The following is a 25,171-nucleotide window of genomic DNA, read 5'->3' on the forward strand; positions in this document are numbered from 1 at the left end:
ACCTTGCCCATTCCCAAATCCCCATTCCCGGATACAGAGCCATGGAAATCCGCCCTATCCTCTCCGCGCTCATGCGCAGCAAGGTCGCGATGATCCTGATCGGCCTGCAAGTCGCGCTGACGCTGGCGATCACTTGCAATGCGCTGTTCATCATCAGCCAGCGCTTCGCACAGATGGATCGCCCAAGTGGCATGAACGAGGCCGACACGTTCTGGTTCAGCAGCAACGGCTTCACACCGGGTTTCGATGCGCGCGCGGTGCAGAAAGCCGACCTCGCCCTCCTGCGAAGCCTGCCCGGCGTCTTCGATGCGAGTACGACGAACTCGCTGCCGCTGACCGGCGGCGGCTGGAGCACGGGCGTGAACCTGGAACCGAACCAGCGCACCGGCACCACGATGATGGCGCTCTACATCGTGGACGACCACGGTCTCGATTCGTTCGGTGTAAACCTCGTCGCTGGACGCAACTTCAAGCCCGAGGAAGTCGATGAAGTCGCCTTCGGCGACCAGCTGCGTCCGAAGGTCGTCATCATCACGCGTGCATTGGCCGAGCGTGTGTTCCCCGAGGGTGACGCGATCGGCAAGCATCTCTACCTCACCGAAACCGAGCCAAGCACGATCATCGGCATCGTCGAGCGCCTGCAGCAGCCCTGGGCAGACAGCGACACGATCGAGTACTCGACCTTCGTGCCGGCGTACATGCCCTATGGCACGTTCTCGCCCTATGTCGTGCGCACCGAGCCGGGCCGTCGCGACGAAGTCATGAAGCTGGTCGAACACAAGCTCGCCGAGGCCAACACCGGCCGCATCATCGGCCGCATGCGATCGATGGGCGACATCCGCCGCGGCGCCTACGCGGGTGACCGTGCGATGGCGATCATCCTCGGCAGCGTCGTCGTCGCCCTGCTCGCGATCACCGCGCTCGGCATCGTCGGCATGGCCAGTTTCTGGGTCGCCCAGCGTACACGCCAGATCGGCACGCGACGCGCGCTCGGCGCAACGAAAGGGGATATCCTGCGCTACTTCCAGGCCGAAAACTTCATCATCACCACGTTTGGCCTCGTCCTCGGCGCAGTCCTCGCCTACGCCTTCAGCCTCTGGCTCATGCAGCAGTACCAGTCGCCTCGTCTGCCCTGGCACTACGTGCCGATCGGCTTCGCCTGCCTCTGGCTGCTCGGCCAGCTCGCGGTGCTCGGCCCCGCCCTGCGCGCCTCGCGCGTGCCACCGGCAGTGGCGACGAGGACGGTGTGATGAAGCCGGGATCCGTGCATGCGGCGTGGCCGGAACCCTGCCCTCGAAGTGACGCGGCGGGAACATGCCAGACCGCGCATTCTCCGTTCGCGCCACACGAAACCCTTCGCCGCCGGGCTGCATCCATGCAACCATGCGGCGAACCCAACGAAGCAATCCGGACATGCGCACCGTTCTGGTGATCGACGACAACCCTGCGGTCGGCACGGCACTCGATCTGCTGTTCGGTTTGCGCGACATCCGCACGCTGACGGCGACGACGCCGCGGCAGGGTCTCGACCTGTTGGCGCGCGAGCGCGTGGACCTGGTCGTGCAGGACATGAACTTCAGCGCCGACACGACCTCGGGCGAAGAAGGCGTCGCCCTGTACCGCGCGATCCGCGCCGACCATCCGGACCTGCCGATCATCCTGCTGACCGCGTGGACGCGCCTGGAAACGGCGGTCGAACTGGTCAAGGCCGGCGCAGCCGACTATCTCGGCAAGCCTTGGGACGACCACAAGCTGCTCGCCACGGTGGAAAACCTGCTGGAACTGTCCGAGGCGACGCGCGAAGTCGCACGCTTTCGCGATGAGCGCCGACGCCGGCGCCGTCAACTCGATGCCCGCTACGACCTGCGCGGCATCGTGTTCGCCTCGGGCGCAATGGAACGCGTGGTCGAGCTTGCCTGCCAGGTCGCACGCGCCGACGTACCGGTGCTCATCACCGGCCCGAACGGTGCCGGCAAGGAACGAATCGCAGAGATCGTGCAGGCCAACTCGTCGCGCGCGAAGGGGCCATTCGTCACGGTCAACTGTGGCGCCCTGCCTTCCGAGCTGATCGAGGCCGAACTGTTCGGTGCCGAGCCTGGCGCCTACACCGGCGCGCCGAACCGCGCACGTGAGGGTCGGTTCGAGGTTGCCGATGGCGGCACCCTGTTCCTCGACGAGATCGGCAACCTGCCGCTGGCCGGGCAGATGAAGCTGCTGCGCGTGCTCGAGACCGGCCAGTTCGAACGCCTTGGTTCGAGCCGCACACGCCACGCCGACGTTCGCGTCGTCAGCGCAACCAATGCCGACCTTGCCGCGGCGATCCGTGACGGACGTTTCCGCGAGGATCTGTACTACCGCCTCAACGTCATCGAACTGCGTCTGCCGCCACTGGCCGAGCGCAGCGACGACGTGCTGCCGCTGGCCGAGCATTTCCTGCAGGGACGCGCGACGCTCGATGCCTCGGCGCGCACCGCGCTGGCCACGCATGCCTGGCCCGGCAACGTGCGCGAGCTCAAGAACGCGATCGAACGTGCGAGCCTGCTGTGCAGCGACGGCGTGGTCACCGCACGCGACCTCGGCCTCTCCGGCGCACGTGCGCCCGGCACGCGCCTGCCGCTCGATGCCGAACCGGACCGTGCCTCGATCGAAGCCGCGATCCAGCGTACCCGCGGCGTCATCAGCCAGGCTGCCGCCGAGCTCGGCCTGTCGCGCCAGGCCCTGTACCGGCGCATGGAAAAGATGGGAATCGGAAGCTGAGGTGGCAGACACTCGGGCGGGGGAATCCTCGACCGCCCCCTTCGCGGCTGGAGCCGCCCCCACAGTTTCGTGCCTGTGTGGCCTTGGGATGTTCTGATCAGTCCCACAACGACGTCACCGTCCTGTACGGACGCAGATCAAGGCGCGACGGCGAAGGCAGGCTGGCCGTCCGTCGAGCCGGCTCAACGCCGAGCTGCGCACGCCGGGCTGCGGGCCTTGCGGATGTCATGACGCCATTGCGGGATTGATCAGAGCATCCCTTGAGATCCTGTCGGAGCGACATCAGCCGCAATCGACAGGAGCAAAGTCTCCCCAGGCACTCTGCGTCCTCTATCCTTCGCCCCCCATGCGCCCGTTCTCGCTCGAAGGTAAGCTCGCCGCCCTGCTGCTGCTGTGTTCCGCGCTGGCGATCGGCGTGGGAACACTGGCGGCACGGTGGTTGCCGCCGTGGTACGCGGTGGTCGCCACTCTCGCCGTGATGGTCCTGCCGTCGCTGTGGCTGGCACGGCGCTGCACCCGCCCCATCGGCGACCTCATGCGTACACTCGCCGGCAGCGTCAGCGCGTTTCGGGACGGCGACTTCAGTTTCTCGATCGCCAACCAACGCCGCGATGAACTCGGCGACCTCGTCGATGCGCACAACGAACTCGGCCGCGTGCTGCGCGAGCAGCGCCAGGGGCTGTTCCAACGCGAACTGCTGCTCGATTCGGTAGTGCAGAACACGCCCGATGCGCTGGTGCTGGTCGAGCCGGGTGGACATGTCGTCTACGCCAACCTCGCCGCGCGGGCCCTGCTCAACGGCGGCCGCGCGATGAACGGCGAGCGTCTCGAACGAATCGTCGATGATGCCGCGCCCGAATTCGCGCGCGCGCTCGAAACGGGCGGTGACGTGTTGTTCGGCGTGAGCCTGGGCGATGAGCACGAAACCTTCCATCTCTCGCAACGCCGCTTCAAACTGCAGGGGCGCACGCACCGCATGCTGCTGGTCAAGCGCCTGACCCGGGAACTGTCACGCCAGGAAGTGGCGACCTGGAAAAAGGTCATCCGCGTCATCAGCCACGAGCTCAACAACTCGCTCGCACCGATCCAGTCGCTGGCACATTCCGGGCGCGAACTGGCCCGACGCGGCGACCTCGCACGGCTCGGCGTCGTCTTCGACACGATCGGGGAGCGAACCCGCCACCTCGATGACTTCATCCAGGGCTATGCCGGCTTCGCGCGTCTGCCGCTGCCGCAGCCGGCGGCGGTCGAGTGGCAGTCCTTCCTCGACTCGCTCGCCCGCCATTCGGTCTTCCGCCTCGCCGGTGCGGTCCCGTCGACACCAGGTTGGTTCGACCCTGCGCAGGTCGAGCAGATGCTGATCAACCTCGTGAAGAACGCGCATGAATCCGGCAGCCCGCCCGGCGATGTCGAGCTCGCCGTGGAAAACCGCGGCCACGAACTGCGTATCGAGGTGCTCGACCGTGGCCCCGGCATGAGCGAAACCGTACTCGCCCACGCCCTGCTGCCGTTCTATTCGACCAAGCGCAGTGGCACCGGTCTCGGCCTCGCCCTCGCCCGCGAGATCAGCGAAGCCCACGGCGGCCGCGTCAGCCTGGCCAATCGAGCCGACGGCGGCCTCATCGTCGTGGTCAGCCTTCCGCAATAGACCGGGAATGGGGAACAGGGAATGGATCGACTGCGGTTGCTCGTCAGCCTGCTTCGAGCATTTCCCCTTCTCGATTCCCGGAACTTGCCCGCCCTGCTATCTTCAACCACCCGACAATCAGGGAGCGCCCAGTGGAACTCACCATCGCCATCATCATCGTCGGACTGGTCTTCCTCGCCCTGTCCAAGCTCGTGCGCATCGTGCCGCAGGGCTTTGAATGGACCGTGCAGCGCTGGGGCAAGTACACGCACACGCTGACGCCGGGCTTCCACCTGCTGGTGCCGTTCATCCAGAGCATCGGCCACAAGATGAACATGATGGAGCAGGTGCTCGACGTGCCCTCACAGGACGTCATCACCAAGGACAACGCGGTGGTACGTGTCGACGGCGTGGTGTTCTATCAGGTGCTCGATGCAGCCAAGGCGGCCTACGAGGTGGCCAACCTCGAGCAGGCCGCGCTCGCCCTGATCATGACCAACATCCGCACCGTGCTCGGCTCGATGGACCTCGACGAGAGCCTGTCCAAGCGCGACGAGATCAATGCCAAGCTGCTGGCGGTCGTCGACGAGGCGACCCATCCGTGGGGCGTCAAGGTCACCCGCATCGAGATCAAGGACATCTCGCCGCCGCGCGACCTGGTCGATTCGATGGCGCGGCAGATGAAGGCAGAGCGCGAGAAGCGCGCCAACGTGCTCGAAGCCGAAGGCCTGCGCCAGGCCGCGATCCTCAAGGCAGACGGCGAGAAGCAGGCCGCGATCCTCGAAGCCGAAGGCAAGCGCGAAGCCGCCTACCGCGAAGCCGAGGCGCGCGAGCGCCTGGCCGAGGCCGAAGCCAAGGCGACCACGATGGTGTCCGACGCGATCGCCGGTGGCGACATCAACGCGATCAACTATTTCGTCGCCAACAAATACGTCGAGGCGCTCAAGGCCATGGCCGATTCGCCTAACCAGAAGATGCTGCTGATGCCGTTCGAGGCAAGCGGCATCCTCGGCTCGTTGGCCGGCATCGCCGAGATCGCCAAGGCCTCGTTCGACGGCAAGTCCGGCACCTCGCCGCCCCCGCCGCCGCGCACACCGAACCTGCCGCCGGTATTGCGCTGACGCCGATGGAGAGCAACCTCATGGCCAACCTGCTGTCGAGTTATGGCTGGTGGATCCTCGCCCTGGTCCTGATCGGCGCCGAGCTGGTCGTTCCCGGCTACTTCCTGCTCTGGGTCGGCATTGCCGCCGGCATCATGGGGCTGGTCACGCTGTTCGTGCCCGACCTGCCCTTCATCGCCCAGGCGACCGCCTTCGGCGTGCTTTCCGTGATCGCCTGCATCATCTACTGGAAGTACATCCGCCCGGTGGCCGAGCAACGCGACGACCAGCCCCTGCTCAACCGCCGTGGTGATCGCATGCTTGGTCGCCGCGTGCTGGTCGCCGAGACCTTCGTCAACGGCCGTGGCAAGGTCCGCGTCGGCGACACCGTGTGGCTGGCTGAGGGCCCCGATGCCGCAGTTGGCGATGCCGTCGAAGTGGTCGGCGTGCATGGCGCAACGCTCAAGGTGACCCCGGTCGCCTGATTGCTTGGTTTGTCGTGCGTGGGCGCCGATAATCCCGTCCCTCCTTCCAGAGGGCTCCGCAATGACGAGCAAGACGATCCTCAACGAGACGCATCGCGCGCTCGGCGCGAAGATGGTCGATTTCGGCGGCTGGGACATGCCGATCAACTATGGATCGCAGATTGAGGAACATCATGCCGTGCGCCGCGACGCCGGCATGTTCGACGTCTCGCACATGACCGTGGTCGACCTGACCGGAGCGCGCACGCGCGAGTTCCTGCGCCACCTGCTCGCCAACAGCGTCGACAAGCTCAAGGTTCGCGGCAAGGCGTTGTACTCGTGCATGCTCGATGAGCGTGGCGGGGTGATCGACGACCTCATCGTCTACTACATGGATGAAAGCTTCTTCCGTCTCGTCGTCAACGCCGCCACGCGCACCAAGGATCTCGCCTGGATCGAACAGCAGACCCAGGCCTTCGACGTCAGCGTGCGCGAACGCCCTGAGTTGTCGATGATTGCAGTGCAGGGCCCGCAGTCGCGCGAGAAGGTCGCCCGCGTACTGACGCCGGACACCGCGGCGAAAGCGCTCGCACTCGGCAAGTTCGCCGCCTGCGAGGGCGATGGCCTGTTCATCGCACGCACCGGGTATACCGGTGAGGACGGTTTCGAAATCGTCGTGCCGGAAGGCGAGGCGATCGCCCTGTGGAACCGCCTGCTCGAAGCAGGCGTCGTCCCGGCCGGACTCGGCGCACGCGACACGCTGCGCCTCGAAGCCGGCATGAACCTCTACGGCCAGGACATGGACGAGTCGACCACGCCGTGGGAAGCGGGCTTGGCCTGGACCGTCTCGCTCGACGAGGGGCGGTGCTTCATCGGCCGCAGCGCCCTCGAGGCGCAGAAGTCGAACGGCGTGCCGCGCCGGCTGGTCGGCCTCGTCATGGACGAGAAGGGTGTATTGCGCCACGGCCAACGTGTCATCACCCCACTGGGTGACGGCGAGATCCTGTCGGGCACGTTCTCGCCGACGCTCGGCAAGTCGATTGCGTTCGCGCGCGTACCAGCCAGCGTCGAAGGCGATGTGCGTGTCGACATCCGCGGCCGCGAGGTACCGGTGCGCGTCGTCAGATACCCGTTCGTACGCGACAGCAAAGCCGCCCCCGGGGTGCTCTGATCCATCCCACAACGGCGTCAGCGTCCTGTGCGGGCGCAGTTCTGCGCCCGCACAGGACGGCCCCAACCTTCTGATTCCCAATGACGGGGTGACATCCGCGAGGCCCGCAGCGGGGCGGGCGCGGCTCGCCCCGGCAACCAGCCCGCACTTCGCCACGCCCACCCTGCTGCGAACCTTGCGGATGTCATGACGCCATTGCGGGAGGGATCAGAGCATCCCTAGAATCCACCGCGCACACTCTCCTACTTCACGACGCCACCTCAAGGCAGGGCTCCAGTCATGAAAGAAATCCCAGGCGATCTGCTGTTCCTGAAGTCCCATGAATGGGCCCGTGTCGAAGACAACGGCACGGTGACGGTCGGCATATCCGACCACGCGCAGGGCCTGCTCGGCGACCTCGTCTACGTCGAGCTGCCGAACGTCGGCGACACCGTGCAGGCTGGCAACGCCGCGGCCGTGGTCGAATCGGTGAAAGCCGCGTCCGACGTCTACTCGCCTGTCAGCGGCAGCATCGTCGCGGTCAACGAGTCGCTGCCGGACAAGCCCGAGACGATCAACGAGGATGCCTACGGCGACGGCTGGATCTTCGTGGTCAAGCTCGACAGCCGCGAAGAACTCGACGACCTGCTCGACCCGGATGCCTATGCCGAGCTCCTCGAGAACGAGGACGATTGATCCGGTGCGACGGAACGCGCATGGACACAAACGACGGGCCGGACTTCCGGCCCGTTTTTTTTGCCTCGCCGACACGCAACGCAGAACTGCCGATGTCACGCAGCGTCGATACCGCCGCCGCATTCGTGGACTTCACCGCACACCCATCGTGGGTCGACGCCAACGTCATCACGAACACCGTGATGCATGCACCCTGTTGACCACGACGGAGGCCGGGGGCCGACACCCACGCGACTGCGCCGAGCGACCTCGCGACCTCCGCGGAAGGCCTCCCGGACAAAATTTTTTTCTTCGCCGAACGGATCGAGCCCAACCCAGAAAGCCACATCCACCGCCGTGATGATGGCAGAGGACGCACCATCAGCCTCAAGTATCACGATCACGAGGAAGCAGGAAATGGAGATGCGCATGCTGCGCAAAATGGCTATTTTCAAGTGGTTTTCTGCATTCCAGTGCAGTTCTGAGTATGAACTTGTTTGGCCGTCCATACGTCCATTCCGTTCGTCATCAAACATGCACAGAATGCTCGCGGAGCAGCGATCTCAGGGCCTCGGAAGGGGTTTTGGAACTGCTTGTTTCCTATCAGAAATTTGTTGACACGCGCACGTGACAGGAATAATTTCCGCGACGGCGACACGAGGAAAACAAAAGGAATCATGGCTGCACCAAGATTCGTCGAACCGTATGTCGAACATGGCCGCAAATCGGGAGCGGTCAGGAAGATCACGGTTTCGATCCCACTTCACATCCTCAGACTCTTGTCCGATGAGCGGACACGGCGACAGGTCGCCAACCTGCGCCACGCCACAAACAGCAATCTGCTGTGCGAAGCATTCCTTCACGCTTTTACTGGGCAACCACTGCCAACTGACGAGGAGTTAAGACGCGATATGGCTACCAAGAAAGCACCTGCAAAGAAAGCTGCGAAGAAGCCCGCCGCCAAGAAGGCTGCGAAGAAGGCCGTGAAGAAGGCTGCCAAGAAGCCAGCCGCCAAGAAGGCCGCCAAGAAGCCGGCCGCCAAGAAGGCCGCCAAGAAGGCTGTCAAGAAGGCCGCCAAGAAGAAGTAAGTCAGCGACACCGGCCGGTCACCACGCGTGACCGGCCTTCGTCCCGCGTCCAGTGCTTCCTGCATTGACCACCGGGATATTGAAACGATCGCAACACCTGCTTCACCGTTCCAGCATCAGAAAAAGCTTCACTGGATCCAGCAAACGGACTGCTCTCCCTGCGGAATGCCCAGCGCAGGGAGAGATTTCCGCCAATGGATCTCAGGCGCGGACCTGGCAAGTCCGCGCGGAAGCGGCCCCCGCGATATCCGCGCTTCGACGCGCCCCCACCCTTCCGTGACATTCACCGCGCCGGCGATGGCGTGCGCCCTGCTCCGCCCATGGTCGCTGCCACGCGCAACCGTCGCGATCACACCACCGCCTGGTTATCCCGCCTGCCCGTGACTCAAGCGTCGCGTCGACGTCCGGACCATGCACGCATCGCCATCGCACCCATCGGCGAACGCGCAAGCGACGCAGCAGTGGCAACGATCGACAGACCTGTACGACGCCAGGCTCTGAGAGGCGTGTGGGCGAGGACGAAGCCGCCGATGAACCCGCCGGCGACGGCAAACACGCCGCGATGCACGTCCAACGAATCGCGCAGCCATCGCGTTTGCGTCCGATGCTGCAGGCGCAGGTGACCAAGACTCGCGGCGGCCGCGGCGACGGCGCGACGGACTCATGCGGATCTCCTCGAAGGTTGCGGGTGGGATTGCGCCCTGCGCGACGTTCAGGCTCGCATTCCATTCCCGAAGCCCGCACGGATGATCACAGCGAGGTATGACATGCCATGGACAAATGGGTTATCGTTCGGCCATCCGTGCGCAGAATGACATGGGGCGGTCCGGGGGCCGGTCATTTTCCACAGGGAATCCGTCAGGCTGGAAGCCGGGACACGATGCAGCGGCGCTGCCACTCCGGCAAGCGCCTCCTGCAGCCCACCGTATCCGTCGACGCGGCCGTCGGCCACGTCCAGTCATGCCTTTCCGTCGCATTCCGTCGTACCCGATGAGCGAGTGAAAGCAATGATGGCTTCGAAGGCAAACCCGGCAAACCAACGTGGCTCCGCGGCACCCAAGGTGGTCGCCGCAATCGTAGTCATTGCTCTCATCGCGGCTGCCATCGTGTGGTTCGCCACGCGCAGCGACGACACCACTCCATCCGTCGCCCGGCCGGCGGCACCAGGTTCAGCCGCGCCGACCGGACCAGCCGAACCAGCTCCGCTCATTTCGCCGGCGATCGAGGAACTGAGCATCGACCAGCTCTATCGCGAGGCACGCAAGGCCCTCGCCGAGCAGCGCATGGTTGCTCCCAGCGGCAACAACGCACTTGAGTATTACCTCGCCATTCTCGCCAAGGATCCCGGCAACAGCGGCGCGCAGGACGCGCTGCGTGAGCTGTTCCCGTTTGCCAGCGGCACCGCCGAGCAAGCCATCAATGTCGGCGAACTCGACGAAGCCACTCGCATCATTGAGCAACTTGCCAAGGCCGACCCCGACAACTACACGCTGACGATCCTGCGCAGCAAGCTCGACGCACGACGCAAGCTGGTCGAACGCGAACAGGCTGCTGCCGCAGCAGCCGCGGCAGCCGCGGCAGCGGCAGCCACGCGGCCAGTCCCCGAGCCCGCGACCACACCCGTGACATCCACGCCGGCGACCGCACCGGCAGCGACGCCGACTCCGGCCAGCGCCGAAGCAACGCCTGCCGCGCCTGCGGAGGAAACTCGACCGGCGCCAGTGGTGCCGGCAACGCCGCCGGCAGCACCGCCCACCGCACCGGTCGCAAGCGGCGAAACGCGCGACGCCGGCGTGATCGAAGCCGCCGCACCAACGTACCCGGCGCAGGCGGCGCGCTCGCGCACCGAAGGCTGGGTCGAAGTCGAGTTCACCGTCACCGCAGAAGGCCAAGTCGCCAATGCGCGCGTCGTGCGCTCCGATCCACCGCGCCTGTTCGATCGCGAGGCGATCCGCTCGATCGAACGCTCAACCTACCGGCCACGCCTCGAGAACGGCACACCGGTCAGCACTACGTTGCGCCGTCGCATCGAGTTCAAGCTCAACTGATATCGGCGCCGCAGGTGGTGTCTGCCACCTGCGGCGAAGACTTCCGCACATCAATCGAGCAATGCGCGCCGCATGGCACTGAGCAAGCGCGTATCGGCGCTGTCACCTCCGTACGTGCCCATCAGCATGTCGAGTCTCCGCATGGCGGCCTCGTGATGGCTGGCGTCGAGCAAGGTCGCGAGCCGGCCGGCGAGATCGACGAGCATGAGCAGACCGGTGCCGCGCAAGCTCGGACTCTCAGCCTCGGCAGCCTCGCGCACGTGAGCAATGACCTCGTTGCGCGCCTGCAGCGAACGCAATGGATAGCGACGCCCCGAGCCCGGCAACCAGGAAACGCGCACACGATGCAGGACGTCGCGGCGAAACAGGCTATCGAGCAGAGCGCCGCCAATCGGTGACAGCCGCGACACCAGCAGCTCGATGGCGGCATCGATGCGCATCGGGTGCCCGGTCAGTGCCTGCGATGCTGCCGTGAGCTGGGCGTGACTGGACGGCAGGTTCGTCTCGATGGCCACGTAGCCGGCGTTGAAGCGCAGTCGCTTCTGCTCGGCGAGATCGAGCAGCAGCGCCGCCGCCGCCAGCGTGTCGACATCGAGGTGGCTGCGCGAGCTCTCGAACACGCCCTTCACCGGTTCGATGCTGACCAGCATGAGTTGTTCGGCAATCAGCATGCCGGTCATCCCGCCCAGGGTTGCAGGTCGCCCGCCAATGGACAGGCATGCTACGTCATCGCCCCTGCCATGGGCAGGGGGCGATCACCCACCGGTACTGGCTCCGGCCTCGTCGCCCTGGTCGAGACCCGCCCAGTCGACGCGTGGCAGGCCAAGGTAGCGATCGAACAGCATCGGCAGCAGTCCATTCGGTGTCGCCGCCTCGCAGTTCCACAGCATCACCATGCCGAAGCGGTGCTTTGGAAGGAAGGCGATCACCGCTCGATAACCCTTGACCGCACCCGCGTGGAACACCATCGGCTCGCCGGCGTAGTCGAATACCCGCCAGCCGAGTGCATACCTGGCATCGAGCAGGCGCTCGCGCCGCCACGGCGTCAGGCTGGCGTCCTTCGGCGTCGCCACCTGCGGTGCATGCAGCTCGTCGAGCAGCTCCTGGGCCAGCACGTCGGTGCGCCCCCCCATCTGCGCAATGAGCCATTGCTCCATGTCGCGCAGACTGGCATTGGCGCCGGCAGCCGGCGGCAGGTGGTAGTAGTTCTGGTTCGGCTCGAACGCGACCCAGGTCTTGCGACTCCGCTTGTGCGGGCGCGCCCAAGAGGTCGAGGATCGCAACGCATCGAGACCGTAGGTCGCGGTTGTCATGCCTAGCGGATGGAACAGGCGCTTCTCGACAAGGTGGTAGAAGAAGTCTCCGGTGACGGCATAGGTGACGTCGCCGATCAGGCTGAAGGCGATGTTCTGGTAGCCGTAGCACTCACCAACAGCACAGGCCAGCGGCACCTCGCGCAACCGATCGACCAGCAACGGATACGGTTCGGCCTGCTCGAGCAGGCGATCGTAGGTGTTGTTGGGGAGGCCGACGCGATGGCTGAGGATATCGCGCACGGTCAACCGGCTGCTGCCCTCGAGATCGGCCAGGGCGAAGGTCGGCAGCACCCCTGCGACACGCGTGTCCCAGCTCATCACGCCATCGTCGACGACCAGTCCGGTCAGGGCCGCGGCGAAACCCTTCGACAGCGAGGCCAGGCGGAACACCGTGGTCGGCGTCACCGGTGTACGCGTCGACCAGTCGGCATGGCCGAGCGTGCGTTCGTAGATGACATCCGTGTCCTTGACCACGGCGACGGCGAGACCGGCCACCGCATCGCCTTGGGCGAGCTGCTCGACCCAGCGCGCGAAGTCGCCAGTGACCGGGACAAGGTCGGTCGCGACCGCGGCGGCATCGACACGCGCCAGAGGAGGGCGCGGCGTGCTTGCCGCGGGCCGCAATGGATCCAGCTTCTTCTTGCGCGTGGCAGCATCACTGTCGCCGGCAGCCGCCGCGACGAGGACGAGAAAAACCGTGGAAACGAGATGAAAAAGGTGTTTCGACATGGGATCCGTTGGCGTCCTGCGACGCATGCTATGCTCGAAATCATACGTCGTGCCGACGTCTTTCGGCACCATTGCGGAGGGGTGAAATGGGTCTGCTGATCGTCCTTGCCATCCTCGTCGTCGTCGCCTTCGTGGCGATCGGCATCTACAACGGCCTCGTCACCGCGCGCAACGGCTACAAGAACGCCTTCGCCCAGATCGACGTCCAGTTGACCCGGCGCTACGACCTCATCCCCAATCTGGTCGAGACGGCCAAGGCCTACATGAAACACGAGAGCGAAACGCTCGAGGCGGTCATCCAGGCACGCAACTCGGCCGTGTCCGGCCTGTCTGCGGCCAAGGCAAACCCGGGTGACGCTTCCGCTATGCAGAAGCTCGGCGGCGCCGAGAACATGCTGACGCAGACGCTCGGCCGCCTGTTCGCGCTGTCCGAGGCCTATCCGGACCTCAAGGCCAACCAGAACATGATGCAGCTCAGCGAGGAGCTGACCTCGACCGAGAACAAGGTTGCCTTCGCGCGCCAGGCCTACAACGATGCCGTCATGGGCTTCAACAATCGGCGCGAAGTCTTCCCGAACTCGATCATCGCCAACATGTTCAACTTCCAGCCCGCACAGCTCCTTGAGATCGATGCGCCGGAGAAGCGCGAGGCAGTGAAGGTCTCGTTCAGCTGAACACAATGGCGCAGCGACGCTGCCCTGCATCGTGGCGCCACCCTCCGCGGAGCCGTCGGCGATGAACTTCTTCGCCCATCAGGAGCTTGCGCGCCGACAAACACGGCGCATGCTCGTGCTGTTCACGATCGCGGTGATTGCCATCGTCACCGCGGTCGATGCCGTCGTCTTCCTCGCGCTCGGCCTTACCGGCGATATCGAAACCGGCTACCGGCTGCCGCACACCGCCGCGATCGTCGTCACCAGCCTCGTCGTCCTCGCCGTGATCGGCCTGTCCACGCTGTACCGCATTTCCTCGTTGCGCGGCGGCGGCAGCGCGGTGGCAACCGGCCTCGGCGCGACACCCGTGGCACCAGACACCACGAACCTTGCCTACCGGCGCCTGCGCAACATCGTCGAGGAGATCGCGATCGCCTCCGGCGTACCGATGCCCGAGGTGTTCGTGCTCGAGCAGGAAGCCGCGATCAATGCCTTCGCCTCCGGCTACACGCCAGCCGACGCTGCGATCACGGTCACGCGCGGTTGTCTGGACAAGCTCACCCGTGACGAGTTGCAAGGCGTCATCGCGCATGAGTTCAGCCACGTGCTCAATGGCGACATGCGCCTGAACATCCGCCTGCTCGGCGTCGCCTTCGGCATCCTCGTGATCGCCATGGTCGGACGCAAGATTGCCGAGAACATCGGCGGTCGGAGCCGCGGGGGTGCGGCGATCGCCGCGCTCGGCGTCGCCCTGGTCATCGTGGGCTACATCGGCGTGTTCTTCGCACGCCTCATCAAGGCCTCGATCTCGCGCCAGCGCGAGTACCTGGCCGATGCCTCGGCCGTGCAGTTCACCCGCCAGACCGATGGCATCGCCGGTGCGCTCAAGAAGATCGGCAGTCTCAGCGAGGGATCGAAGCTCGTCTCGACCGACGGCGAGGAAGTCGCCCACATGCTGTTCGGAGACGGCATGGGGTATTCCGCGCTGTTCGCCACCCACCCTGCCCTCGTCGATCGCATCCGGCGCCTGCAGCCACGCTTCGACGAGACCGAGTTCGCCGCCATCGCCGCAGACTGGACGCAACCGCGCCGTGTAGGGCCGAGCGACGATGCCGGAGTTTCGCTGAGTGGTTTCGCTCCGGCCCATGCGCACGCTCGCGCCATGCCGGCCGAGGTGGCCGCCCCCTTGCCTTCCGCACGCGCGGAAATCGCGATCACACCGAATCAGGTCGCCGCTCAGGTCGGCCAGCCCGACACCGCCGACTACGTCGCCGCCGCCGCGCTCCACATGACGATCCCGCCGGACCTCGCCGCGGCCGCGGCCTCGCACGAGCAGGCCATGGCGCTCGTGTTCGCCCTCGTGCTCGCCCGCGACGGCATCGTGCTCGAGCGCCAGCGTGCCGTGGTCCTGCACTACCACGACGCCGGCACGCTGACCATGGTAGACAACCTCGCCGCGCGCACGGCCCACCTGCATCCGATGCAGCGCCTGCCGCTGGCTGCGCTGGCGTTCCCGGCCCTGCGCCGGCGCCCGCGCCCGCAACTCGAGGTGTTCATCATCGTGCTGCGCCAGCTCATCGATGCCGATGGCCGGGTCAGCCTCGATGAATACTGCCTGGCCCGTCTCGTCAGCACCCAGGTCATCGATGCGTTGAATCCGGCGAAGACGCGCGCGATCGGCCGGGGCAAGCTCACCGAGGTCGAGGCCGAACTGCACGACCTGTTCGCGACCGTCGCCCGCCACGGCCACGACGGCGACGAAACGGCGCGACGTGCGTATGTGCTCGGCCTGCACGAAGTGTTGCCAGGCGCGCGCCCGGACTACGCACCACCGCAGGACTGGACGCGTGCGCTCGACCGCGCCCTGCCGCGCCTCGACCTGCTCGTGCCCGCCGGCAAGGAAAGCCTGGTGCGCGGCCTGACCCTGGCGATCAGCGCCGACGGTCGGGTCAGCGTCGCCGAGGCGGAACTGCTGCGCACGATCTGCGCCTCGCTGCACTGCCCGTTGCCGCCCCTGCTGACCACTTGATTGCCAAGCTGGCCGCGGTCGGGGAGCATAGCGCCCCCGTTGCTCCCTCCCCCCACATGACCGGACCCCATGACAGCGTCGATGCGCGCCTCGCCCAGGTGCTGCGCGAGTTCGGCAATCGCCTCGGCGCCCTGCTGCAGGGCTATCGGCTCGACCGCCATGGCATCGACCCGGCCGACATCGAGCAGGAGGTCCGCATCCGCCTGTGGCGGGCGATCGAGCGTGACCGGTCCGGGGCCTTCCATGCGTCTTACGTGCAGAAGGTGGTCGCGACCACCGTGATCGACGCGTTGCGCCGGGCCGAGGTCCGGGCAGCCGAGCCGCTTCCCGAGGACGACGACGAACCCGGCCAGTTGCCGGAGGAAGGCGCCGGACCCGAACAGCTCGCCAGCGACGGTGAACGCATGGGCGGCCTGCAACGCTGCCTCGGCGAGATCCCGGAACGGCGCCGCCTGCCGATCACGCTCCATCTGCAGGGCTTTTCCCTGCAGGAAATCGCCGATGTGGTCGGAACCTCGGCCGAAGCGGCACGAAAGCTCGTCTCGCGCGGCCTCGATGAACTGAAGTCGCGGTTGCGCGAACTGGGATACGGTGAATTCGATGACTGATCGCAGCCTTTCCAGCCTCTACCGTCGTCTCGCCGCGCAGTCGCGCGACGGCCTCGGTGACCTGCTCGACGCCGATACCCTCGTCGCCGCCGCCGCCGGCTCGCTGCGTGGCGATCGTCGCGACGAAGTCGCCATGCGCCTGGCCCGTTCCGAGGTCCAGACCGATCTCGTGCGCCTGCTGCGCGAACTGGCGCCGGCGGCACAGGCCCTCGCCGGCGAAGTGTCCGGCCGCAACGTCGCCGCCCATGCGCGTGAGGGACGCGGCCTGCGCCACGCCATCCGCCCGCGCCGGCACAACGGCCTGCGCTGGGCCGGCCTTGCGGCCTGCCTTGCTGTCACCCTGGGGGCCATCGGCTTGCACCAGCAGCGTGAACGCGCGCGTGAAGCCGAGATCGCGACGAAGCTGGAGGCCGCTGCACGCCCTGACCGCATCTTCACCAGTGTCGATCGCATCTTCAGCGCGCGAATCGATGCCGCGCAGGCGGTCGGAGACGGCCTGTTCCGCTCGGACTTCAACGGCAGCTGACCTCTGAGCGCCGCCGTCGGACCACCCTGACGCCCGGCCCTGACCGGGCGTTTTCATTGCGGCGCGCCCGATCAGGCTTCGACCGCACTCGCGTGTTCGCGCGTCGCAGCGAACACGATGTCAGGCCAGCGTTCGGTGGTGAGCTCCAGGTTTACCCGCGAAGGCGCGAGGTAGACCAGCTCACCAGCCGCGTCGACGGCGAGGTTCTGCGCGGCTTTCTCGCGGAATTCGTCGAGCTTCTTGGCATTCGAGCCGCCGACCCAGCGCGCGGTGCTGACCCCGACGTTCTCGAACACGCACTCGACGCCATACTCGTCCTTCAGACGATAGGCGACCACATCGAACTGCAGCACACCGACCGCACCGAGGATGAGGTCGTTCGACATGAGCGGACGGAAGAACTGGGTCGCCCCCTCTTCCGAGAGCTGGGCGAGGCCCTTCTGCAACTGCTTGATCTTGAGGGGGTCCTTCAAGCGCGCGCGGCGGAACAGTTCGGGAGCGAAGTTCGGAATGCCGGTGAAGGCGAGCACTTCGCCCTCGCTGAAGGTATCGCCGATGGAGATCGTGCCGTGGTTGTGGATGCCAATGACGTCGCCGGCGAAGGCCTGCTCGACGATCTCGCGATCCGAAGCCATGAAGGTCAGCGCATTGGCCAGCTTCATCTCCTTGCCACTGCGCACGTGGAAGGCCTTCATGCCGCCGTTGAACGTGCCCGAGCACACGCGCATGAAGGCGACGCGGTCGCGGTGCATCGGATCCATGTTCGCCTGGATCTTGAACACGAAGCCGGTCATGCGCGGCTCGTCGGCGGCCACCGTGCGTGTGGTCGTCGCATGCGCCTTCGGCGCGGGCGCGTGCTCGACGAAGAAGTCGAGCAACAACTGCACGCCGAAGTTGTTGACCGCCGAGCCGAAGAACACCGGCGTCTGCTTGCCGGCGAGATAGGCCTCGAGGTCGAACGGGTTCGACGCACCCTGCACGAGCTCGAGCTCGTCGCGCAGATCCTTCCAGGCTTCGTCGCCGATGCGCTCGCGCAGAGCCGGATCGTCGAGGCCCTTGAAGATCGTCGAGTCCTGGCGCGTGAAGTTGCGCCCCGGCTCGAAGATGTGCACCTCGTCGAGCAGCAGGTGGTAGACGCCCTTCAAGCGCGAGCCCATGCCGATCGGCCAGGTCACCGGCGCGCAGGCGATGCCGAGCACCGACTCGACCTCGTCGAGCAGTTCGATCGGCGAGCGGCCCTCGCGGTCGAGCTTGTTGATGAAGGTCATGATCGGCGTGTCGCGCAGGCGGCACACCTCCATCAGCTTGATCGTGCGCTCCTCGACGCCCTTCGCGCAGTCAATGACCATCAATGCCGAATCGACCGCGGTCAGTACCCGGTAGGTGTCTTCCGAGAAGTCGGCGTGGCCCGGCGTGTCGAGCAGGTTGACGATGCGTTCCTCGTACGGGAACTGCATGACCGAACTGGTCACCGAAATGCCGCGTTCCTTCTCCAGCGCCATCCAGTCCGAAGTCGCATGGCGCGCCGACTTGCGCGACTTCACCGAGCCGGCCATCTGGATCGCCCCACCGAACAGCAGCAGCTTCTCGGTCAGCGTGGTCTTGCCGGCGTCGGGATGGGAAATGATCGCGAACGTGCGCCGGCGGCGCATCTCGCGGACGTGGTCGCTCATGGTCGGTCGGGCTTCGTCGCGGCACGAGCGCGCCGCGGGGCGCGCATTGTACGCGAAGGCAACCGAAGACGATGCGCCGAAATGCGCTGAGCCACACACCGAAGCTGACGGTGCCCATCCGCTGCAAACCGCATTGGACGGGCACCCGGCATCAGTGACCCGATCACCCGCCGCCGACATTGATCTCGTCGAGCACGGGGACGCCGGCACGGTCCGCGTCGATTCCCGCCCCACCCTTCGGTGAGGCGAATTTCACCGGCACAATGACTTCACTCTCGACGGCCTTGCCGTCCTGCATCGAGGGCTGGAACTTCCACTTCAAAACAGCGGCGCTGCTCGCTTCCACCAGCTTCGCGAAATCACCCGAAACCGGCTCCGCCGATTCGGTCCGCACGTGCGAGACATTCAGCACGCTGCCGTCCGTACCGACGCGCACGCGCAGGAGGACCATGCCCTCGAGCGGGTTGCCGGATGCATCGACCGGATGCTGTGGCGGGCTGAGACGCGCGTACCCGGCAGGGCTCGCGCTCGATGCGGCCGGCTGCGCCGGTTGCGCGGCCCAGGCGACGCAGGCCGCGACACCGGCGAACACGGTAATGGCCAATACGCCGGCACGTTGCAGCGCTCGACTCGGCAGGGGGTGCTTGAGCATGGCGATTCTCTCCTTCAGGACATGGGTGCCGGTCCAGTGGCAGCCGGCCGGTGGGGTGGGAAATGCATTCGGCACGGCGGCGAGCTGGGTCTTCAGCATCGCCTCCGCATAGCGCCGCCGCGCCTGTGGAAATCGCGCGAGCACGGCCGCGTCGCAGGCGAGTTCCTGGTCGATGCGCATGCGGCCGGCGGCATAGTGGATCAGCGGGTTGAACCAGTTCAGGGCGCGCAAGAAGGTAGCGACCGCATTGACGCGAGTGTCGCCGCGTTCGAGATGCACCTGCTCGTGGGCGAGGACCAGTTCACGTTCGGCCGGCGACCAGCGCGCCTCGAAGTCGCGGGGCAAAACGATGCGCGGTTGCCAGAAACCGATCACGGCCGGTCCGCTCATGTCTGCTTCGCCGCGCAGAATGCCGGCCTTCGCATCAATGCACCGCGGCGGGCGCCCGAGGCGCCGTCCGTAGCGGAGCTGCTGGATGACGAAGAACGCGAGCACGCCGAGCACGCCGAGCAGCCAGACCGGAATCAGCACGAGACGCACGTCGAAGGCCTCGGCCGGAACGCCGGCAGCCGCCGCTGCACCCGCGTGCAGGGCCGCGACCGACACGGGCGGCGCGGCAGGCCCCGGCAGCAGCAGCGCCAGCGCGGCGAACGGTACGACCTGCCAGGCCAGGTAGGCGATGCGTGCGCCGAAACTCCGGCGCAGCGGCAGGCGCACGAGCAACAGGAGCGCAGCCAACGCACTGGTCGCCAATGACATTCCGAGCAACGCATCCCAGGCTTCAGCGATCATCGTCGAGTTCCTCGATCAGGGCGCGCAGTTCGGCGATGTCTTTCTTCGTCAGCTTGCGACGCTCGGAGAAGTGCGCCACGAGCGGCGCCACGCGGCCGTCGAACAAGCGGTCGAGCAGGCTCTTGCTGGTCGCATGCACGTAGTCGCCACGCCTGAGCAGCGGCCGGTAGAGGTAGCGCCGCCCGTCGCGCTCGGCGGCGATCGCCTTCTTCCCCAGCAGGCGGTTGAGCAGGGTCTTGACCGTGGCTTCCTGCCAGCCCTGCGCTTCTGCGGTGGCCGCCACTATGTCCTCGGCGGCGAGCGGGCTCGAGCGCCACAGGACATCCATCACGACACTTTCGGCTTCGCTGATCGGCATTTTCGTTTACGTCCGTAATCGATGGTTGATGATTACGCGTGTAAACGATGATGTCAAGGAGAGGGCGGATTGGGGATACGAACAATCAATAGAAACGTCCCTCGCGCCGACGCGCTCCGGACCTTAGGAAATCCCGATCCCGCTTCAACGCTCCACGAAGGCGCGCTCGATGACGTAATCGCCCGGCGTGCCGATGCGCGGCGAGACGGCGAACCCGCGTTCGTCCAGCAGGGAGCTCAGCGAGGCAAGCATGGCGGGGCTGCCGCAGATCATCGCGCGGTCGTGGGCCGGGTCGAGCGGCGGCAGGCCGATGTCGGCGTTGAGCTTGCCGCTGGCGAGCAACTGGTCGAGGCGGCCGCTGTTGCGGAAGGCCTCGCGCGTGACGGTCGGGTAGTAGACGAGCTTCTCGCGCACGGCCTCGCCGAAATATTCGTGGTTCGGCAATTCCTTTTCGAAAAAGTCGCGATAGGCGAGATCGGCGACTTCACGCACGCCGTGGGTGACGATGACCTTGTCGAATCGTTCCCAGGTTTCCGGATCGCGCGCAATCGACAGGAAAGGGGCAAGTCCCGTACCGGTCGAAAGCAGGTACAGATGCCTGCCGGGCTTGAGGTCCTGCAGCAGCAGCGTGCCCGTCGGCTTGGAGCCGATCAGGATCTCGTCGCCGACCTGAACGTGCTGGAGGCGCGAGGTCAACGGACCGTTCTGCACCTTGATGCTGAAGAACTCGAGGTGTTCCTCGTAGTTCGCGCTGGCGATGCTGTAGGCGCGCAGCAGCGGACGCCCGTCGACGAGGAGGCCGATCATGATGAACTGGCCGTTCTCGAAGCGCAGGCCGGCGTCGCGCGTGGTGATGAAACTGAAGAGGTGCGCGTTCCAGTGACGGATGGCGATCACTCGTTCGGTGTTGAAGGCAGCCACGGATTCACCTGTACACGGATTCAACGGCGCTCGGGCGCGTCAGCCCATTGTCGACGGCCGCGATCCGCGCGGTTTGGCGAGGATCAAGCCGGCGCCGCGCGAGCCGCGGCGCAAAGTCGCAGCACCGAGTCAACGCAACGCAAGGGCCGCGTCGGCGACCTGTTCGGCGGTAATGCCGAAATGGCGGTAGAGCGCATCGGCCGGCGCGGACGCACCGAACGAGTCGATGCCGATGATCGCGCCGTCGAGGCCGACGTACTTGCGCCAGAAATCGGTGATGCCGGCCTCGACGGCGACACGCTTGCGGCACCACGATGGCAATACGCCCTCGCGGTACTCGACCGGTTGTGCATCAAACACATTGGTCGAGGGCATCGAGACGACGCGTGCGGCGACGCCGCGATCGGCAAGGATGCGCATGGCCTGCATGGCGACTTCGACCTCGGAGCCGGTCGCCATCAGGATCACTTCGAACGTCGCACCGGGTGGATCGGACAGCACGTAGCCGCCGCGCGCGATGGTGGCGACCTGGTCGGCGTCGCGCGCCTGATGGACGAGATTCTGCCGCGAGAACACCAGGCACGATGGCCCGGTCGAGCGCTCGATCGCGGCCTTCCAGGCAACCGCCGATTCAACCGCGTCGCAGGGACGCCAGACGATGTTGTTCGGGATGTAGCGCAGGCTGGCTATGTGTTCGACCGGCTGGTGGGTTGGACCGTCCTCGCCGAGGCCGATCGAATCGTGGGTGTAGACGTGAATGGCGCGCGTCGGGATCAGCGCGCTCATGCGCACCGCGTTGCGCGCATAGTCGGAGAACACGAGGAAGGTCGCATCGTACGGGATGAAGCCGCCATGCAGGGCGAGGCCGTTGGCGATCGCGCTCATGCCGAACTCGCGCACGCCGTAGTAGACGTAGTTGGCCGAGGCGTCGCCGGAATTGACGTCCTTCGAGCCCTTCCAGATCGTCAGGTTCGAGCCGGCGAGATCAGCCGAGCCGCCGATCAGCTCGGGCAGCAGCGGTGCGTATGCATCGAGCGCCATCTGCGAGGCCTTGCGCGAGGCCACGACCGGGCCCTCGGCTTGCAACCTCGCGATCCATGCCTCGGCGGCGGCGGCGAAACCGGCCGGCAGTTCGCCACGCTGGCGACGCTCGAACTCATCGGCGAGTTCCGGATGCGCTGCGCGGTAGCGCTCAAACAACCCATTCCATGCCGCCTCTCGCGCGGCACCCTGCGCACGCGCGTTCCAGCCCGCGTAGATCTGCTCGGGCACCACGAAGGGCGCGTGCGCCCAGCCAAGGCGTTCGCGCGCACCGGCGATCTCGTCCTTGCCGAGCGGTGCGCCGTGGCAGGCTTCCTTGCCGGCCTTGGTTGGCGCACCGAAGCCGATCACGGTACGCGCACAAATCAGGGAGGGCTTGCCGCTGACGGCCTGCGCCTCGCGCAGCGCGGCCGCGATTGCCGCCGGATCGTGGCCATCGACGCCGCGCACGACATGCCAGCCATAGGCCTCGAAACGTGCCGGCGTGTCGTCGGTGAACCAGCCATGCACTTCGCCGTCGATCGAGATGCCGTTGTCGTCCCAGATCGCGGTGAGCTTGCCGAGGCCGAGCGTGCCGGCCAGCGAGGCAGCCTCGTGCGAAATGCCTTCCATCAGGCAGCCGTCACCCATGAACACGATGGTGTTGTGGTCGACGACAGCGAAGCCTTCACGGTTGAAGCGTGCAGCCAGCACCTTTTCCGCCAACGCCATGCCGACCGCGTTGGCGAGGCCCTGGCCGAGTGGACCGGTGGTCGTTTCCACTCCCGGCGTTTCGCTGGCTTCCGGATGACCGGCGGTCTTCGAGTGCAACTGACGGAAGCGCTTGAGCTCGTCGATCGACAGGTCGTAGCCGGACAGATGCAGCAACGCGTAGAGCAGCATCGACCCATGCCCGTTGGACAGCACGAAGCGGTCGCGATTCGCCCATTTCGGATTGGCCGGGTTGTGGCGCAGGAAGTCGTTCCAGACCACCTCGGCAATGTCGGCCATGCCCATCGGCATGCCCGGATGGCCTGATTTCGCGGCCTCGACCGCATCCATGGCCAGCGCGCGGATGGCGTTGGCGAGTTCTTGACGGCTCGTCATGGGCAGCACTCGACGGCAGGAGGGGATGCGGTCGGCCGGCGGGCGCCGCGGGGCGCGCATTGTCGCCGATACGCGCCGGCTTGTCTGCGCGCCCGTCCGGCTGCGGTGTTCTGCCCTATCGGGATGCCAGCCACCCCCGCGAGCCCCGCAGCCTCGCAAGCGGCCAGGCCACGCAGACGAAGACGCAGACGCCGAGCATCAGCGTGCCCGGCGACGGCCCCGCCGGCTCGACGACGAGTGTCGGCGCATTCGACAAGGCATGGATCGCCACCGCGATCAGCAGGTTGCGCGTGGCCGCATAGACCAGCGCGAGCACGATGCCGCTGGCGAACAGCATCAGCAGCATGCCGCCGAGGTCGGCGAAGACCGCGCCCTGGTAGACGCGGATCGGGATATGCATCAGCGCGAAGATCGCCTGCGAAGCGAACAGGGCGAGGATGGTCGCGCGGCGCGGCGGCATCACTGCGGCGAAGCGCAGACGCAGCTGCGGCCACAGGAAGGCCCGGTACAGGGTTTCCTCCATCAGCGCAGTACCGCCGAGTTGGGCGAGGACGGGGCCGAACACACGCCCCCAGCGTCCGTCCGCGACCGCCGTCGTCGGCACGGGTGGACCGCCGTGAGCCGAGATCGCGATGATCTGAAGCAGCAACCAGGCACCGACCAGGACGACCAGCGCCGGGGCGAGGTCGCGTACGCGCCAGCCGAGCGAGGCGAAATCCTGTCCGCCATGGCGCAGGGCGATCCAGACGCCGATGCCGCCGAATGTCGCCGATGCGAGCAGGGTGATCGCGATCCAGCCGCCGGTCGCCTGCTGGAGTGCGCCGAGCGCCTGCATCGGAAACCACGGCGAAACGAACAGGATCGTCAGCGCGAACTCGCAGACGAGGATGAAGGCAATGACGCCCGCGGCGGCGCGTGGTGGGCTTGTCAGATCGTGCACACATGCGCTCCCCGCGGCCGGATGCCGCATGCATGAGGACGAAGGAATGGCGCCAAACCGCTCACGGCGCCGTATCGACCACGCGTTCAGGCACCTGAGCATTAACTGAACCAATTGGTATTGAAAATATCCGGCTGAACCCCAGCTTGAGGGCCGTGCCGCAACGCGGGAACGACTTCCTTCGCGACGGCATCGAAACCCGGCGTCGGCCCCCTGACGTCGACCCACTACCCCGAAAGCTGGAGCAATTTCCCATCATGAAAACCGCAATCATCGCGCTCGCCCTCGCCACCGCCGGCCTCGTCGCCGTGCCGCTCTCCGCGCATGCACAAGGTCCGGACAAGGGCGGCTTCTTCCTCAACGGTTCGGTCGGCCAGGCCAATGTCGACGATGGTCTCTACGACGACGACGACACCGCCTTCGGCGCCAATTTCGGCTACCGCTGGTCGGTCGGCCCCGGCGCTGCCTTCGGCATCGAGGGTGGCTACCAGAACCTCGGCGAGTGGTCACCGAAGGCAAGCCGCGTCCCGTCCGGCACGCTGGCCGGCAAGGCCGAAGTGAAGGGCTGGACGGCCGGCGTGAACGGCCATTTCAATGTCAGCGACAACTGGTACATCAGCGGCCGCGCGGGCCTGTTCCGCGCCGACGTCACCGGTGACTACCTCGCCGCCGGCGTGCCTGCATACGTCAACGACACCAGCAACAAGTGGTACGCAGGCGCCGGCTTCGGCTACGACTTCAGCAACAACCTGAGCGTCGGCCTCGCCTGGGACCACTACGAAGTCGACCGGAAGAACCTCGACCTCAATACCGACGTGATCTCCGTCACCGGCGAAGTCCGCTTCTAAGCTTCATCCCTCCGTCCACCACAGGGCATGGAACGCCTTGCCACGCCGGCCCGGAAACGGGCCGGCTTTTTGTTGCGCGTCGCCTGGACG

23 protein-coding genes are annotated in these 25,171 nt (G+C 66.2%); 14 read left to right on the top strand and 9 right to left on the bottom strand.

Annotated elements, in window-relative coordinates; translation table 11 throughout:
• Window positions 1-41: 41 nt before the first annotated feature.
• From KF907_RS00810 to gcvH, 7 genes are all read left to right on the top strand, one after another.
• Complete coding sequence (locus tag KF907_RS00810; protein ID WP_291217130.1) at window positions 42-1,250, top strand: ABC transporter permease; 1,209 nt, start codon at window positions 42-44, stop codon at window positions 1,248-1,250.
• A gap of 163 nt (window positions 1,251-1,413) precedes the next feature.
• Complete coding sequence (locus KF907_RS00815; protein WP_291217133.1) at window positions 1,414-2,757, top strand: sigma-54-dependent transcriptional regulator; 1,344 nt, start codon at window positions 1,414-1,416, stop codon at window positions 2,755-2,757.
• Window positions 2,758-3,103: 346 nt separating this feature from the next.
• Window positions 3,104-4,405, top strand: coding sequence for a sensor histidine kinase (locus tag KF907_RS00820; protein WP_291217136.1), 1,302 nt, complete (start codon window positions 3,104-3,106; stop codon window positions 4,403-4,405).
• 131 nt (window positions 4,406-4,536) lie between these two features.
• Window positions 4,537-5,505 (top strand): SPFH domain-containing protein, encoded by a 969-nt coding sequence (locus tag KF907_RS00825; RefSeq protein ID WP_291217138.1) that lies wholly within the window; start codon window positions 4,537-4,539, stop codon window positions 5,503-5,505.
• 20 nt (window positions 5,506-5,525) lie between these two features.
• On the top strand, window positions 5,526-5,969 hold the full coding sequence (locus KF907_RS00830; RefSeq protein WP_291217140.1) for an NfeD family protein: 444 nt from the start codon (window positions 5,526-5,528) through the stop codon (window positions 5,967-5,969).
• 61 nt (window positions 5,970-6,030) lie between these two features.
• Window positions 6,031-7,119, top strand: coding sequence for a glycine cleavage system aminomethyltransferase GcvT (gcvT, locus tag KF907_RS00835; RefSeq protein ID WP_291217143.1), 1,089 nt, complete (start codon window positions 6,031-6,033; stop codon window positions 7,117-7,119).
• 279 nt (window positions 7,120-7,398) lie between these two features.
• Entirely contained in the window at window positions 7,399-7,794 is a 396-nt protein-coding gene (gene gcvH / locus KF907_RS00840; RefSeq protein ID WP_291217146.1) for a glycine cleavage system protein GcvH, read from the top strand.
• A 95-nt stretch (window positions 7,795-7,889) separates the two neighbouring features.
• Here the strand turns inward: gcvH and KF907_RS00845 are convergent, their stop codons facing one another.
• Entirely contained in the window at window positions 7,890-8,309 is a 420-nt protein-coding gene (locus KF907_RS00845) for a hypothetical protein (protein WP_291217149.1), read from the bottom strand.
• Between the two features lie 141 nt (window positions 8,310-8,450).
• Between KF907_RS00845 and metJ the strand changes: the two genes are divergently transcribed.
• Together metJ and KF907_RS00855 are read left to right on the top strand one after the other, a co-directional pair.
• Window positions 8,451-8,861, top strand: coding sequence for a met regulon transcriptional regulator MetJ (metJ, locus tag KF907_RS00850; protein WP_291217151.1), 411 nt, complete (start codon window positions 8,451-8,453; stop codon window positions 8,859-8,861).
• 1,010 nt (window positions 8,862-9,871) lie between these two features.
• Window positions 9,872-10,909, top strand: coding sequence for an energy transducer TonB (locus KF907_RS00855; RefSeq protein WP_291217154.1), 1,038 nt, complete (start codon window positions 9,872-9,874; stop codon window positions 10,907-10,909).
• 50 nt (window positions 10,910-10,959) lie between these two features.
• On the opposite strand, the gene KF907_RS00860 is transcribed toward KF907_RS00855, so the two are convergent.
• On the bottom strand, window positions 10,960-11,580 hold the full coding sequence (locus tag KF907_RS00860) for a GPP34 family phosphoprotein (protein WP_291217157.1): 621 nt from the start codon (window positions 11,578-11,580) through the stop codon (window positions 10,960-10,962).
• Between the two features lie 84 nt (window positions 11,581-11,664).
• Window positions 11,665-12,954 carry a serine hydrolase domain-containing protein gene (locus tag KF907_RS00865; protein WP_291217159.1) on the bottom strand — a complete coding sequence of 430 codons (1,290 nt, stop codon included), beginning with the start codon at window positions 12,952-12,954 and terminating at the stop codon, window positions 11,665-11,667.
• Window positions 12,955-13,040: 86 nt separating this feature from the next.
• On the opposite strand from KF907_RS00865, the gene KF907_RS00870 reads away from it, so the two are divergent.
• The 4 genes from KF907_RS00870 to KF907_RS00885 all read left to right on the top strand — a co-directional run bounded on the left by KF907_RS00870 (window position 13,041) and on the right by KF907_RS00885 (window position 16,770).
• A complete protein-coding gene (locus KF907_RS00870) occupies window positions 13,041-13,628 on the top strand; it encodes a LemA family protein (RefSeq protein ID WP_291217162.1) in 588 nt (195 codons plus the stop codon).
• Between the two features lie 61 nt (window positions 13,629-13,689).
• A complete protein-coding gene (locus KF907_RS00875; protein WP_291217165.1) occupies window positions 13,690-15,636 on the top strand; it encodes a M48 family metallopeptidase in 1,947 nt (648 codons plus the stop codon).
• Complete coding sequence (locus KF907_RS00880) at window positions 15,633-16,244, top strand: RNA polymerase sigma factor (RefSeq protein ID WP_291217168.1); 612 nt, start codon at window positions 15,633-15,635, stop codon at window positions 16,242-16,244. The genes KF907_RS00875 and KF907_RS00880 overlap by 4 nt, the downstream gene beginning before the upstream one ends.
• Window positions 16,237-16,770 carry a hypothetical protein gene (locus KF907_RS00885; protein WP_291217170.1) on the top strand — a complete coding sequence of 178 codons (534 nt, stop codon included), beginning with the start codon at window positions 16,237-16,239 and terminating at the stop codon, window positions 16,768-16,770. Before KF907_RS00880 ends, KF907_RS00885 begins: the two co-directional genes overlap by 8 nt.
• Before the next feature lie 71 nt (window positions 16,771-16,841).
• On the opposite strand, the gene KF907_RS00890 is transcribed toward KF907_RS00885, so the two are convergent.
• The 6 genes from KF907_RS00890 to KF907_RS00915 form a co-directional block, all read right to left on the bottom strand.
• The gene (locus tag KF907_RS00890; protein WP_291217172.1) at window positions 16,842-18,443 is read right to left on the bottom strand and encodes a peptide chain release factor 3; all 1,602 of its coding nucleotides are present in this window, start codon (window positions 18,441-18,443) and stop codon (window positions 16,842-16,844) included.
• Window positions 18,444-18,606: 163 nt separating this feature from the next.
• Window positions 18,607-19,887 carry a M56 family metallopeptidase gene (locus tag KF907_RS00895; protein ID WP_291217175.1) on the bottom strand — a complete coding sequence of 427 codons (1,281 nt, stop codon included), beginning with the start codon at window positions 19,885-19,887 and terminating at the stop codon, window positions 18,607-18,609.
• Entirely contained in the window at window positions 19,877-20,245 is a 369-nt protein-coding gene (locus KF907_RS00900) for a BlaI/MecI/CopY family transcriptional regulator (protein WP_291217178.1), read from the bottom strand. The genes KF907_RS00895 and KF907_RS00900 overlap by 11 nt, the downstream gene beginning before the upstream one ends.
• A 144-nt stretch (window positions 20,246-20,389) precedes the next feature.
• Window positions 20,390-21,166, bottom strand: coding sequence for a ferredoxin--NADP reductase (locus tag KF907_RS00905; protein WP_291217181.1), 777 nt, complete (start codon window positions 21,164-21,166; stop codon window positions 20,390-20,392).
• 129 nt (window positions 21,167-21,295) lie between these two features.
• A complete protein-coding gene (tkt, locus tag KF907_RS00910; RefSeq protein WP_291217184.1) occupies window positions 21,296-23,293 on the bottom strand; it encodes a transketolase in 1,998 nt (665 codons plus the stop codon).
• 115 nt (window positions 23,294-23,408) lie between these two features.
• Window positions 23,409-24,233 (bottom strand): CPBP family intramembrane glutamic endopeptidase, encoded by an 825-nt coding sequence (locus KF907_RS00915; protein WP_291217186.1) that lies wholly within the window; start codon window positions 24,231-24,233, stop codon window positions 23,409-23,411.
• 257 nt (window positions 24,234-24,490) lie between these two features.
• Here KF907_RS00915 and KF907_RS00920 point away from each other — a divergent pair, with 257 nt between their 5' ends.
• A complete protein-coding gene (locus KF907_RS00920; RefSeq protein WP_291217189.1) occupies window positions 24,491-25,081 on the top strand; it encodes an outer membrane protein in 591 nt (196 codons plus the stop codon).
• Window positions 25,082-25,171: the final 90 nt, after the last annotated feature.

It is taken from the genome of Dokdonella sp., from assembly GCF_019634775.1.
GTDB lineage: Bacteria > Pseudomonadota > Gammaproteobacteria > Xanthomonadales > Rhodanobacteraceae > Dokdonella.

Excerpts from the sequence above, each read along its gene's own strand:
- KF907_RS00810 (WP_291217130.1), top strand. The coding sequence starts at position 42 with ATGGAAATCCGCCCTATCCTCTCCGCGCTCATGCGCAGCAAGGTCGCG.
- KF907_RS00815 (WP_291217133.1), top strand. The coding sequence starts at position 1,414 with ATGCGCACCGTTCTGGTGATCGACGACAACCCTGCGGTCGGCACGGCA.
- KF907_RS00820 (WP_291217136.1), top strand. The coding sequence starts at position 3,104 with ATGCGCCCGTTCTCGCTCGAAGGTAAGCTCGCCGCCCTGCTGCTGCTG.
- KF907_RS00830 (WP_291217140.1), top strand. The coding sequence starts at position 5,526 with ATGGCCAACCTGCTGTCGAGTTATGGCTGGTGGATCCTCGCCCTGGTC.
- gcvT (WP_291217143.1), top strand. The coding sequence starts at position 6,031 with ATGACGAGCAAGACGATCCTCAACGAGACGCATCGCGCGCTCGGCGCG.
- gcvH (WP_291217146.1), top strand. The coding sequence starts at position 7,399 with ATGAAAGAAATCCCAGGCGATCTGCTGTTCCTGAAGTCCCATGAATGG.
- KF907_RS00845 (WP_291217149.1), bottom strand. The coding sequence starts at position 8,309 with ATGTTTGATGACGAACGGAATGGACGTATGGACGGCCAAACAAGTTCA.
- metJ (WP_291217151.1), top strand. The coding sequence starts at position 8,451 with ATGGCTGCACCAAGATTCGTCGAACCGTATGTCGAACATGGCCGCAAA.
- KF907_RS00855 (WP_291217154.1), top strand. The coding sequence starts at position 9,872 with ATGGCTTCGAAGGCAAACCCGGCAAACCAACGTGGCTCCGCGGCACCC.
- KF907_RS00860 (WP_291217157.1), bottom strand. The coding sequence starts at position 11,580 with ATGCTGATTGCCGAACAACTCATGCTGGTCAGCATCGAACCGGTGAAG.
- KF907_RS00865 (WP_291217159.1), bottom strand. The coding sequence starts at position 12,954 with ATGTCGAAACACCTTTTTCATCTCGTTTCCACGGTTTTTCTCGTCCTC.
- KF907_RS00870 (WP_291217162.1), top strand. The coding sequence starts at position 13,041 with ATGGGTCTGCTGATCGTCCTTGCCATCCTCGTCGTCGTCGCCTTCGTG.
- KF907_RS00875 (WP_291217165.1), top strand. The coding sequence starts at position 13,690 with ATGAACTTCTTCGCCCATCAGGAGCTTGCGCGCCGACAAACACGGCGC.
- KF907_RS00885 (WP_291217170.1), top strand. The coding sequence starts at position 16,237 with ATGACTGATCGCAGCCTTTCCAGCCTCTACCGTCGTCTCGCCGCGCAG.
- KF907_RS00890 (WP_291217172.1), bottom strand. The coding sequence starts at position 18,443 with ATGAGCGACCACGTCCGCGAGATGCGCCGCCGGCGCACGTTCGCGATC.
- KF907_RS00895 (WP_291217175.1), bottom strand. The coding sequence starts at position 19,887 with ATGATCGCTGAAGCCTGGGATGCGTTGCTCGGAATGTCATTGGCGACC.
- KF907_RS00900 (WP_291217178.1), bottom strand. The coding sequence starts at position 20,245 with ATGCCGATCAGCGAAGCCGAAAGTGTCGTGATGGATGTCCTGTGGCGC.
- tkt (WP_291217184.1), bottom strand. The coding sequence starts at position 23,293 with ATGACGAGCCGTCAAGAACTCGCCAACGCCATCCGCGCGCTGGCCATG.
- KF907_RS00920 (WP_291217189.1), top strand. The coding sequence starts at position 24,491 with ATGAAAACCGCAATCATCGCGCTCGCCCTCGCCACCGCCGGCCTCGTC.